Source organism: Bacillus changyiensis (genome assembly GCF_027706145.1).
GTDB classification, from domain to species: Bacteria; Bacillota; Bacilli; order Bacillales; family Bacillaceae; genus Bacillus; species Bacillus changyiensis.
The window spans coordinates 335,078-347,002 of record NZ_JAQFWW010000001.1 but is presented as its reverse complement, the minus strand read 5'-3'; the positions used below and the strand labels follow the sequence as shown (position 1 = coordinate 347,002).

General features: G+C 38.4%; 9 protein-coding genes. 8 read left to right on the top strand and 1 reads right to left on the bottom strand.

Going from position 1 to position 11,925, the window contains the following annotated elements; all coding sequences use genetic code 11:
* Window positions 1–157: 157 nt before the first annotated feature.
* The 8 genes from PDT38_RS01835 to PDT38_RS01800 all read left to right on the top strand — a co-directional run bounded on the left by PDT38_RS01835 (window position 158) and on the right by PDT38_RS01800 (window position 10,751).
* A complete protein-coding gene (locus PDT38_RS01835) occupies window positions 158–610 on the top strand; it encodes a MarR family winged helix-turn-helix transcriptional regulator (protein ID WP_270798612.1) in 453 nt (150 codons plus the stop codon).
* On the top strand, window positions 607–2,334 hold the full coding sequence (locus PDT38_RS01830; protein WP_270798609.1) for an ABC transporter ATP-binding protein: 1,728 nt from the start codon (window positions 607–609) through the stop codon (window positions 2,332–2,334). Before PDT38_RS01835 ends, PDT38_RS01830 begins: the two co-directional genes overlap by 4 nt.
* Window positions 2,331–4,139: an ABC transporter ATP-binding protein gene (locus tag PDT38_RS01825; RefSeq protein ID WP_270798606.1), complete on the top strand. Its 1,809-nt coding sequence runs from the start codon at window positions 2,331–2,333 to the stop codon at window positions 4,137–4,139. Before PDT38_RS01830 ends, PDT38_RS01825 begins: the two co-directional genes overlap by 4 nt.
* A 542-nt stretch (window positions 4,140–4,681) precedes the next feature.
* Window positions 4,682–6,109, top strand: coding sequence for an MDR family MFS transporter (locus tag PDT38_RS01820; RefSeq protein WP_270798604.1), 1,428 nt, complete (start codon window positions 4,682–4,684; stop codon window positions 6,107–6,109).
* Window positions 6,110–6,514: 405 nt separating this feature from the next.
* Window positions 6,515–7,393 carry a PA5033 family protein gene (locus PDT38_RS01815; RefSeq protein WP_270798603.1) on the top strand — a complete coding sequence of 293 codons (879 nt, stop codon included), beginning with the start codon at window positions 6,515–6,517 and terminating at the stop codon, window positions 7,391–7,393.
* 17 nt (window positions 7,394–7,410) lie between these two features.
* Complete coding sequence (locus PDT38_RS01810; RefSeq protein ID WP_270798601.1) at window positions 7,411–8,277, top strand: PA5033 family protein; 867 nt, start codon at window positions 7,411–7,413, stop codon at window positions 8,275–8,277.
* 498 nt (window positions 8,278–8,775) lie between these two features.
* A complete protein-coding gene (locus tag PDT38_RS01805; RefSeq protein ID WP_270798599.1) occupies window positions 8,776–8,994 on the top strand; it encodes a hypothetical protein in 219 nt (72 codons plus the stop codon).
* Between the two features lie 317 nt (window positions 8,995–9,311).
* On the top strand, window positions 9,312–10,751 hold the full coding sequence (locus tag PDT38_RS01800) for an MDR family MFS transporter (protein ID WP_270800090.1): 1,440 nt from the start codon (window positions 9,312–9,314) through the stop codon (window positions 10,749–10,751).
* 32 nt (window positions 10,752–10,783) lie between these two features.
* On the opposite strand, the gene PDT38_RS01795 is transcribed toward PDT38_RS01800, so the two are convergent.
* On the bottom strand, window positions 10,784–11,893 hold the full coding sequence (locus PDT38_RS01795; protein ID WP_270798598.1) for a spore germination protein: 1,110 nt from the start codon (window positions 11,891–11,893) through the stop codon (window positions 10,784–10,786).
* Window positions 11,894–11,925: the final 32 nt, after the last annotated feature.

The window sequence follows — 11,925 nt, the reverse complement described above, 5'->3', positions numbered from 1 at the left end:
TCCCAATCACTAAATAAATCACTTGTTTTTTTAGGAAAGCATGTTGATTTTGATTGTTCAAAGGTTATTCATTGACTTCTTTTTGGCAATGGCATTAATATGATGATAGCCATTTAGTTTATTTACTTAATTAACTTTTTTAGAGCAGGTGCTATAAATGAAACAACAACTTCATACAGTTCAGGAATTAATGAAAGGTCTTCAGCGACTGCGTGATTTAGAAATGAAACAATCGCTCCCATCGAATGAGTCAAGAGTGTTAATGTTCTTAACTGAAAATGCTGAGAGTGAAGGAAAAATGGTCTCGGATATTCATCAAGTGTTAAATGTCTCTTCTCCATTTGTGACCCAATTATTAAACAAGCTTGAAAAAAAAGAACTTATTTATCGCCGAATCGATCCAAAAGATCGCCGGATTGTCCGCATTTTCTTAACTGACGCAGGCAAAAAATTAGCACTTCAAGTGCAAAACAAACTAAATCAATCGTTTATTCAACTGGTGACTTATCTCGGCGAGAAAGACAGCAAACAGTTCGCCGATTTGATTCATAAAGTAGCTGATTTTATTGAATTCGAGAAAAAAACAGATGAAAAGAAGGTTGTAAAATGATTTCTCTTTTAAAATATTTAAAACCTTACAAGCTTCAGATTTTTCTTGTCACACTTTTCACACTACTGTCGATTTTGCTTGAACTGTATCTGCCGACATTAATGGCAGACGTCGTTGATGTTGGCATTGTCAATGGTGATATTCCCTACATCTTGAAAACGGGTGTATGGATGGTGCTTTGTTCCGTTTTGGCGATATTCATGACTGTAGGCAAGGCTTTTTTTGCTTCAAGGGCATCACTCGCTTTCGGGCGGGACATCAGACGAAAGCTGTTTGTTAAGACCGAACATTTTTCAATAGACGAATTTGGTAAGTTCGGGTCTAGTTCACTTATGACGCGGACGACAAACGACGTCAAACAAGTACAGGATGTTCTAAATATGATGCTTTCAATGATGACAAGAGCCCCCTTAATGCTGATCGGTGGGATTGTATTAGCAGTATCTAGAGATGCACAGCTATCTATCGTATTTTTGGCAGCCCTTCCAATACTGGCAGGATTGATTTTTTTAATCAGTAGAAAAGCTGTTCCCTTGTTCGGAATGTTACAAAAAAAGACAGACCGGCTGAATCTCGTCCTTCGTGAAGGACTGACAGGAATCCGGGTGATTCGTGCCTTTAATCGTGTAGATGTAGAAAAAGACCGGTTTAAAAATGCAAACAAAGAATTTCGCGATACAGGAATCGCTGTAAACCGAATCATGGCTTTCTTATTCCCTGTGATGATGATTATGATGAATTTTACAAACATTGCAATTGTTTGGTTTGGTGGAATTCGGATTGATCAAGGTAACATGCAAGTAGGAAACTTAATGGCGTTTCTCCAATATGCTGCAATGATTTTAATGGCTTTAATTATGCTCGCTGTGACATTTGTGATGATTCCACGCGCACAAGCTTCCGCTAACCGGATCAATGAAGTGCTGACCGTTGAGCCACAGATCACAGATCCAGAAGAGCCATTAAGAAATGACGGTTTGTGCGGCTTTGTTGAATTTCAAAATGTGACATTTCGATATAGAGGAGCAGAAAAACCAGTTCTCGAAGATATATCGTTTCAGGCAAAACCTGGTGAAACAACGGCTATTATTGGGAGCACAGGTGCTGGAAAAACAACAATTCTCCAATTGATTCCAAGGTTTTTCGATATAGAAAAAGGGGCAGTGCTTGTGAATGGCACTGATGTTAGACAGATTCCCCAACAAAAGTTGCGTGCAAAAATCGGCTATGTCCCACAGAAAGCTTCTTTATTCAGTGGAACAATTCGAGAAAATATCTGTTTTGGTAAAGAAGATGCTACAGAAGCAGAAATATTAACAGCGCTTAAAATAGCCCAAGCCGCGGAGTTTGTTGAAAGCAAAGAAAATGGGATTGATTCTTACATTGAGCAAGCAGGAGCCAATCTATCAGGTGGGCAAAAACAGCGGCTTTCTATTGCAAGAGCATTAGTCAGAAAACCGGATATTTATTTGTTTGATGATAGTTTTTCGGCGCTTGATTATAAAACAGATCAAAAACTTCGACAAGCATTAAAAGAAACAACTGCACATGCCGCCGTGATCCTTGTCGCTCAAAGGGTCAGCTCTATTACGGAAGCAGATCAAATCATCGTTTTAAATGAAGGAAAAATTGTCGGAATTGGCACACATCAACAATTGCTGGCTGAAAACAATGTTTATCAAGAAATTGTAGCATCACAACAAACTGAGGAGGAAAGCGCATGAAGCAAAAACAAGAGCATCAAGTCTCCTTCTCACGGAAACCAAAAGAATTTAAGAAAACACTGCTAAGACTTGCCGGTTATTTAAAGCCGCGGACATTTCAACTCGTATTTGTCGCTCTTGCTGCGATTTTATCAACTTTATTTAATGTGATCAGTCCCAAGCTACTTGGGGATGCAACCTCCTCTCTCTTTGCAAGTTTTAGCAAAGGAACAGCTGTTCAGTTTCATTTTCTCGGCCGGCTTATGCTGATCTTAGCGGGACTTTATTTACTTTCTGCCTTCTTTACTTTCTTACAACAGTATCTCATGGCCGGAGTTGCTCAAAAAACAATTTTTGAATTGCGTCAAGAAGTCAACGAAAAACTGACGCGCCTTCCTTTGAAATATTTTGATCAACATTCACATGGAGATACACTTAGCCGGGCGGTGAATGATATTGATACTATTAATACTTCACTTCAGCAGGCACTGACACAAATGATCACATCGGTGATCACTATTGTTGGGATCATCATCATGATGCTGTTGATCAGCCCAGTCTTGACGCTGGTTGTATGTATCACAATTCCACTAAGTATGCTTGCAGTCAGACTGATCGCATCATTCTCACAAAAACACTTTGCTGACCAGCAAAAACAACTTGGTGCAATGAATGGCCATGTTGAAGAAATGTTTACCGGCCATCAAGAAGTCAAAGCATTTGGTCATGAGGATAAAGCAATTCAGCAATTTGATCAAATGAATGAACGTTTATACGCTTCCGGTTGGAAGGCACAATTTACTTCTGGATTAATGATGCCGATGATGACATTTATCGGAAACCTCGGTTATGTTTTTGTTAGCATTATGGGGGGGATTTTTGTTTTAAATGGAAGTTTGTTAATCGGTGGTGTTCAAGCTTTTATTCAATACACACAACAGTTTTCACAGCCTCTCATTCAAGTTGCAGGAATTGCCAATACCATTCAATCAGCTATTGCTTCAGCAGAACGGGTCTTTAACCTTTTAGATGAAGAAGAAGAAAAACGAGAAAGCCCTGCGGCTGTCGACACTGAGAAATTAACAGGTGATGTTTTATTTGAACATGTTACATTCGGATATGATGTCGCCACTCCTGTTATTCATGATTTAAATCTTGCTGTCAAAGAAGGCCAAACGATTGCGATTGTTGGGCCGACTGGGGCTGGGAAAACGACAATTATTAATTTACTGATGCGGTTTTATGAAGTAAGCAGTGGGACAATCAAAATCGGTGGGATAAATCTGAGCGAGCTGTCACGGGAACAAGTGAGAAGTATGTTTGCAATGGTCCTTCAAGATACTTGGCTTTTTAATGGAACAATCCGCGACAATATTGCTTATGGGCGTGAAGATGCAACAAACGAGGAAATCATTCAAGCGGCAAAAAACGCTTATGCAGATGACTTTATCCGTACTTTTCCTGATGGTTATGACACCATATTAAGTGAGGATGCGCAAAATATTTCACAAGGGCAAAGACAATTATTAACGATCGCCCGCGCGATTTTAGCAAACCCGAAAATTTTAATTCTTGATGAAGCAACAAGCAGTGTTGATACCCGAACAGAAATGAATATTCAACAAGCCATGAACGAACTAATGAAAAACCGAACTAGTTTTGTGATCGCTCACCGTCTCTCTACCATTAAAGATGCAGATTTAATTTTGGTGATGAACAACGGAAGCATCATTGAAAAAGGAGACCATGAAGAACTTCTCCGGCAAAATGGCTTTTACGCTGATTTATATTTTAGTCAATTTTCTAAGGATGAAGCTGTCAGCTAGACAAGAAGTGGCGTTCACTCGTTATGTAGTGACGCCGCTTTTGAGCTTTTTAATGTCGAATTTGTTCTACTTATGATTGCATTCACTTTTTAAAATGTGAATGACTTTTAACATGTGTTCCCGTTAAAATATACAGAGCAGTTTTTCTGAATATAACCTTCTGAGCTTTGATCAACGATCAACTGAAGTGGTTTTTCCACTTGCATTCTCGTCATCATCTGGTTCATTTCAATTTCAGGAATTATTGATTAAACGTATCGATAGCAAAATTATAGATAATCTCCATCGTATGTCCACCAGTTTCTGCATGGCAATCCTCCCTTGGTTGAAAATTTCACATGATTAGATAAAATATCAAGCTTTAAGATTGGCAGAACATTTGTTGTAAATATAAAAAAGAACTAGTATACTTTTATAGTTGTCCCATCGTGCGGGGAAAATGGTAAATGGAGGTGGAGAAAGTCGTTTATTTTAGCCCATCCTCATATAAGAAATAAACATACTAAACATATCGGTAAAATCATAATTAGAGGAGGAATGGTATGGATCAGAAGATTAATTCAAAAGCGATACTGATCACCTTTATGATCGGTGCATTTTTTTCAATATTAAATGAAACTTTACTTAACATTGCTTTAACAGAGATTATGGCGGTGTTTAGTGTTAATGCTTCAACTGTTCAATGGTTGGCAACAGGTTTTATGCTGGTCATGGGTATTTTAATGCCAATATCTGCATTACTTATCCAATCATTTACGACAAGACAAATGTTTATCGGGGTCATGACTGTTTTTTTGTTAGGAACGATCACTGCTGCTTGTGCGATTAATTTTCCAATGCTGTTAGCTGGACGGATGATACAGGCTGTGGGCACTGGGTTGTTGATTCCTATCGTGATGAATGCGTTATTGTTAATTTATCCCCCTGAAGTTCGCGGGAAAATAATGGGGACTTTCGGATTAGTGATAATGTTTGCTCCGGCAATCGGACCCACTTTATCAGGAGTCATTGTTGACATTTTAGGTTGGCGCTGGCTGTTTATTAGCGTGATTCCTTTCGTGGTCTTTTCTATTCTGTTTGCGTTTAAATATTTGCAAAATGTCGGAGAGGTTACACGTCCCAAAGCTGATATTTTATCGATTATTCTTTCAACAATTGGGATTGGAGGAATTGTCTATAGCTTTAGTAGTGCTGGAGAAACTTCGGAAGGTTTTCGTTCTGTTACTGTTATTTCACTTATGATCATAAGTCTGATTAGCTTATTCATCTTTGTGCTCCGGCAATTGAAATTAGATGAACCATTATTGGATGTACGCGTATTTGCTTATAAAAATTATGCACGCGGTATCTGTTTATTTGTGATTGTCATTATGGCGATGTTTGCTTCTGAAATTGTAATGCCAATGTATTTACAGGGACCTATGGGTGTTTCTGCAAAAACTGCAGGGTTATTACTCTTGCCAGGTGCATTATTAAATGGATTAATGTCACCGGTCATGGGTACTTTATTTGATAGATTTGGACCACGAAAACTGATCATACCTGGTGCGATTGTTTTAACCGGTGTTATGTTCTTCTTTAGTAAAATAAGCCCAGCTGTCCCAATTTGGTCTTTCATGATCATATATATCGTCTTAATGCTGTCCATTTCTGCGATCATGATGCCTGCACAAACCAATGCTTTAAATGAACTGCCAAAACATTTATATCCACATGGAACGGCAATCGCCAACACATTACAGCCTGTCGCTGGTGCACTAGGGGTTTCCGTTTTTGTCAGTATCATGAGTCAAGGGAAACAAAGTTTTCTTGCCGAACAGCAAGCGCCATTAAGTAAACAAATCATCAATGAAGCGATGACCCACGGTCTGCACCATGCCTATTGGTTTGCCTTGGCTTTATGCGGTATTGCTTTTGTGATTACATTATTTATTAGAAAAGCAGTTTCACCTGATAGTAACCAACCTTAACTTTAAACAAATCCTCCGACTGTTGTCGGGGGTTTTGTTATTTTCTGATCCTCGTGTGCAGTCGGAGCTTCTTGGGAACAGAGTAAACTTGACAGTAATGAACAGTAGCCTCTCTTATGTACTTACGATTTTTCTAGGCTTAAAGTATGTATTCGTATCAATATCTTTTTACTACAAATCGGTCAAGTCCCCCCTCTTCAATGTTGGACGGTTTCTTACTTTCTGGGTCTCGATTCAGAACAAATCTGTCTTGTGGATTTTTAGCGACTGTTTAACTGCCTCCATTATATTTTCTAAGGTTATCTTCCCCATCTAAACTACCGTATTGAAATATTTAGAAGGATAAACAAATGATGATATAGAAATTAGTTTTTGTTTATAAATGACAAAAAAGGAGTTAGTGCTATGAAAAAAACCGTTTTTTTTTCTAGTATGCTTGCTTGTACGTTCTTATTCTTTAACCTTTTTCCTTCTAGCGGATATGCGGCGGTACGAAATTATCTTGGTTCTTGGGATTTAAATGGGAATGGAAAACTTGAACAAGTGTTTAATTACAACGGTACAGCGATTGAAGTTGTCAGCCAAGGACAATCAACAAAGTTCCCTATTTCCAATCCAGTTTGGCACCTGGCAACGGTTGCAAATACGAACGGTACCCAAGGTGATGAACTGATAGTGAAAGCGGGAGATCATCTTCAAATCATTCATTATAAAGGGAAGTACTCGACTGAATATCCAGTTTTTAATGGAATGTGGGAAGTCGTTAGTACTTCAAACACGGATCATCGCGGTGGTGATGAAGTCATTGTGACTGCTGGTGCCAATTTAAAAGTCATCAGCGACAGTTTAAGAAATACGCACGAATATTATATAACAAATGGTGTCTGGTATGTCGGGGGCATTGACGATACAAATCAGCAACCAGGCAGTGAAATTGTTGTTAAAGCAGGAAATGATCTTAAAATCATCTATGACGGAATGAAGAGGATAAAAACATATCCAATCTCAACGTCCGCACAGTACTGGAAAATTGAAGGTGTGATAGACACTGATGGCAAATCAGGAGCAGAAGTGATCATGTCTGTCGGTGATCATCTTATGATTGTTAGAGATAGAAGCGGTGTGAAAAAAACATATCAAATCACCAAAAACGGGGTTTGGTCAGTTCGTGAGATTACAGATGTTGACGGTATCGCTGGAGCGGAAGTCCTGATCGATATTCCGAATTCAAACCGAAAAATGGTAATCGACCGAACAGAAACAATAAAGAATCTTAAAAAATAACTTAAGGAGGACGTCTTATGAAAAAGCAGATTTGTTTATTATTAAGCCTATTCATCAGCTCATTGTTTATTTTTCAAACACCGTCTGCTGCTTTAGATAAAGTATATCTTGGTTCTTGGGATTTAAACGGTGATGGTATGAAAGAAGCGGTTTATAATGTCGTCAGTTCAATTGAAGTAGATGAAGCAAATGGGAAAAAAACAACATATCCGATTTCCAGTGCCAGCTGGGCGCTTGCTAAAGTTGCAGACACAGACGGGATGAGTGGTGATGAATTGGTTGTTGCAAGCGGCAAAACAACAACTATCATTCACCATAAAACGAAAAAAACAAAGCAATATTCTGTTTCATACGGCAATTGGGCGATTACCCATGTAGCTGATACAGACGGGCAGCCTGGTGGAGAAGTGATTGTAATCGCCAGTAATAAAATCATGATTATTAATGACCGCACTGCATCTTTTAAAGAACATGTCGTTCCACCCGGAAACGGTGGATTTTGGAATCTTGTCAAAGCAGCAGACACAGATGGTAAAGCCGGAGCTGAATTAATCGTTACAGTTGGTCAAAAGCTTTATATTCTCAATGACAGATCGAATACATTTAAAAACTATGAAATTCCGTATTTTTCATGGACTTTTCACGATGTTCAAGACACCGATGGGAAGCATGGCGGGGAAATCATTCTAAAAACATATCAATCTGTTTTTTTAATCCGGGATTATAACAAAACGACTAAAAACTATCAGATTGGAAGTGGAGCTTGGAAGATTGCCGACATTCAAAACATCGATGGTGTTTCTGGGAAAGAAATTCTCATTTCCGTACCACAAAAAGGATTAAAAATCATTACTGATCGAACTGGTGAATTAACGGATAGATAAACCAATGAAGATCCCCCTTTTCACCAAGTTTAAACAATTTTCCCATCAAGCAGGACTTTTGTATTGGTTTTAAAGTCTTATTGTAAATATGAGCAAGAACAAGTATACTTTTATAGTTGTCAATTATTCGGGAAAATGATTGATATAAATGGAAATGTTGTCTATTTTTAGACCATCCACTCAAAGATTAAATTTGTGCAAAATGAACGACTACATTCAAGCCTGTAGCTGTCAGTCAGGATCATGAAATTTCTTGCCGACTCCGTTAAGCAAACAAATCATAAATGAAGCCATGACCCATGTCATATTCATGCTATTGGTTTGCCTAAATACGTAGTGCTTTTATGCTTACATTAACTTTTACAAATCCTCCGACTGTTATCGGGGGATTATCCTTATTTTCCTGATTATCCCTTTTTAAAAATATTTAAAAGATGTCGATACAATAAATGTCAGGGGTCTTTAACAAATCTCTCAAAATATGTGGAGGCAAAAAACATGCGAATCAATCATAACATTGTCATGAACAACACTCATCGAGATATTGTAGTGGAACACACAGAAGAAATATCTTCCGGTCCACAGATCAACCATGTTGGGGATGATGAAGTTGGACTTGCGATCTCAAAAAAATTGAGAGGACAGATTAAAGGTCTTGAGATATCTGTTAAAAGCTTCAAGGCAGAATCACCAGCAAAAGAATTGAAATTTCATTAATATTAGTAGAAATAGTATCACCGCATAAAACTTACTGTCTTGAATAAATTTCATTCTTTCCCCTTTACTGTTTTGTTTACCCACTTGTCCTCTTAGGTCTAGTAGAAACATTCAATGTCTCTCCCCTGCTTCTTTTAATAAAACAATCGAACATTTGTTTTATTTTTTCTTGACTTATGGAAGGCTCTTCTTTAAAATCATAATATCTTAGCGTGAATGTTAAGGTCGAATTTGTTTAAAGGAGCGCAGTTACTTTGTCACATACTAAACATCAAAGGTTAGGATTGATTGTAGCGGGTTTATTGCTGGCGATTTTTATGGCTTCAATGGACAACACCATTGTTGTGACTGCCATGGGCACAATCGTTGGCGATCTTGGTGGACTTGACAGTTTTGTCTGGGTCGTATCCGCTTTTATGGTCGCCGAAATGGCTGGCATGCCGATTTTTGGGAAGTTATCTGATATGTATGGCCGCAAACGTTTTTTTCTTTTTGGTAGTCTCATGTTTATGGCCGGATCTGCTTTATGTGGAACAGCAACAAATATTGAACAACTGATCATCTACAGAACGATACAGGGCATTGGCGGTGGTGCACTCATTCCGATTGCCTTTACAATTATCTTTGATATTTTTCCCCTTGAAAAACGAGGCAAAGTATCAGGACTGTTCGGAGCTGTTTTTGGGCTATCCAGTATTTTCGGCCCTCTCATCGGTGCCTATATTACAGATCACATCAGTTGGCATTGGATTTTTTACATTAATCTACCACTTGGTCTTATTTCTTTTATTTTGATTCTCTTATTTTACAAAGAAGCAAAACAGCACGAAAAACATAAAATTGACTGGTTTGGTATCGTCACACTTGTGGGAGCAGTTGTATGTCTCATGTTCGCACTTGAACTTGGCGGTCAACAATATGCTTGGGATTCAAGTGTCATTCTCACGCTCTTTGGAGGATCTGCTCTATTATTTACTTGTTTCTTTATGATTGAACGAAAAGTGAGTGAACCGATTGTTTCTTTGCAAATGTTTAAAAACCGGCTGTTTGCTGGAAGTACACTTGTCGGCTTTTTCTATGGAGGAACATTTATTTCGGCAACGATGCAGATCCCCATTTTTGTCCAAGGCGTTTATGGCGAATCTGCGACGAACTCAGGGCTTGTTCTTTTGCCAATGATGCTCAGTTCTGTTGTGTCAGCCCAACTTGGTGGTTTCTTAACAACAAAAATGAGTTATCGAAACATTATGATGATCTCTGGGCTTATCCTGATCAGCGGTTTTTCATTATTAAGTACATTAGATATGGAAACTCCCCGTTTGTTATTAACACTTTATATGATTGTTGTTGGCTTAGGTGTCGGGTTTTCTTTCTCTGTCTTGAGTATGGCCGCTATTCATCATTTTGATCAAAGCCAGCGTGGCTCAGCAACTTCAACGAGTAACTTTGTCCGCTCACTTGGTATGACAATCGGGGCCAGTGTATTTGGTATCATCCAGAAAAACAGTTTTTCAGATCAATTATCAACTTTTTTTAATCAATCTGAAATGACGGGTTTTTCTTCTCCAAATGATGCTGGTCAGATTTTATCAAGTGCAAGATCATCCATTCCACCTGAAATTTTAAATCGGATTACGGAAGCCTTATCAAGCTCGATTGTACATACCTTTACATGGGTCATTGTACCCGCGTCAGCAGCCTTTTTATTCGTTCTGTTGATGCCGAAAGATCGCGTCCAATTAAGGGCGAAAAAATAATGACTGAAAGCTGGAGGATTCTCCAGCTTTTGTTATGAGTGTTTTTCGGATGTTTGCTCTTTTTTCTTGCTTATTTTGGCGATGATGAATAGCGGGATCGGTATGACCCCGAATAAAACAGCTGCTACATAACCAACATAATCACCTAATAAAAAAACACCATTTACATTTTTAGGATATAATGAAATCAAATACATAACCGGCAATACACCATACATGATCGATCTTATTTTTTTGCTAAACAGCTGACTTAAACCAAGTGATGCGGTGTAATAAGATATGGCAAATGTCGAAAATAACTGCATAATCCAGATGACTAGAAACAATGATTCAAACCGTTCAAACGCTAATCCGGAAATTTCAAAACTTCTCATCAGATCAATTGTCGGCCATGTTCTCCCCATTACTCCGTCAATAGATAATGCACCGATAACAAAAACAACGGTGGCGAGATAAATGAACATTGTAATCGTTATCCCAATCAGAACAACATTAACACCTTTTTCCGGTTTTTTCATAAAGGCAATCAAAAAAACCATGACTTCTGCGCTGATAAAGGAAAGTGTTGTTGACTTAGTTCCTTTTAGCACAGGTATGATACCTTTTCCCAAAACGGGACGTAAATTGTCAAGTTCAAATATACCAACACTCATGAAAATAGCCGTGATAAAAATAATGACTGTAATCGGAAAAATGATTTCAAATAGACGAGCAATAGATCCCATTCCATCTTTAATGGAATAAAATCCAACCCACATCATCACCATGATGATCGCCCAGTGAGGCGTTTTACGGAGTAAATAAAAGCCAATCATTTCTGCCATAATTCGCGCTTCAAACGCTGCAATCGTCACAAAGTGTTCAATAAAAAACAGACTGATTAATATACTGAGCCATTTCCCAACAAGATGGTCACCATATTGAAAAAAGGTTTTTTCTGGGTATTCTTGACTCAGTTTTGTTAAAATGATCCCGCTAATGGCAGTAATGATACCACCAAAAATGACGGCAAGCCAAACATCTGGTGCCCCAGTCGCTTCTGCACCTGTTCGCGGCAAACTGAGAATCCCTGCTGCCATCGTATAACTGACAAAGACAACGATCGCCTGTGAAGTTGATATTTTATCTTGAAAACGAATCATAGCGAAATATCACCACCTCTCCTGAATTGAAT

What these genes read in the sequence shown, in the direction of transcription:
- PDT38_RS01835 (WP_270798612.1), top strand. Translation starts at nt 158, where the DNA reads ATGAAACAACAACTTCATACAGTTCAGGAATTAATGAAAGGTCTTCAG.
- PDT38_RS01830 (WP_270798609.1), top strand. Translation starts at nt 607, where the DNA reads ATGATTTCTCTTTTAAAATATTTAAAACCTTACAAGCTTCAGATTTTT.
- PDT38_RS01825 (WP_270798606.1), top strand. Translation starts at nt 2,331, where the DNA reads ATGAAGCAAAAACAAGAGCATCAAGTCTCCTTCTCACGGAAACCAAAA.
- PDT38_RS01820 (WP_270798604.1), top strand. Translation starts at nt 4,682, where the DNA reads ATGGATCAGAAGATTAATTCAAAAGCGATACTGATCACCTTTATGATC.
- PDT38_RS01815 (WP_270798603.1), top strand. Translation starts at nt 6,515, where the DNA reads ATGAAAAAAACCGTTTTTTTTTCTAGTATGCTTGCTTGTACGTTCTTA.
- PDT38_RS01810 (WP_270798601.1), top strand. Translation starts at nt 7,411, where the DNA reads ATGAAAAAGCAGATTTGTTTATTATTAAGCCTATTCATCAGCTCATTG.
- PDT38_RS01805 (WP_270798599.1), top strand. Translation starts at nt 8,776, where the DNA reads ATGCGAATCAATCATAACATTGTCATGAACAACACTCATCGAGATATT.
- PDT38_RS01800 (WP_270800090.1), top strand. Translation starts at nt 9,312, where the DNA reads ATGGCTTCAATGGACAACACCATTGTTGTGACTGCCATGGGCACAATC.
- PDT38_RS01795 (WP_270798598.1), bottom strand. Translation starts at nt 11,893, where the DNA reads ATGATTCGTTTTCAAGATAAAATATCAACTTCACAGGCGATCGTTGTC.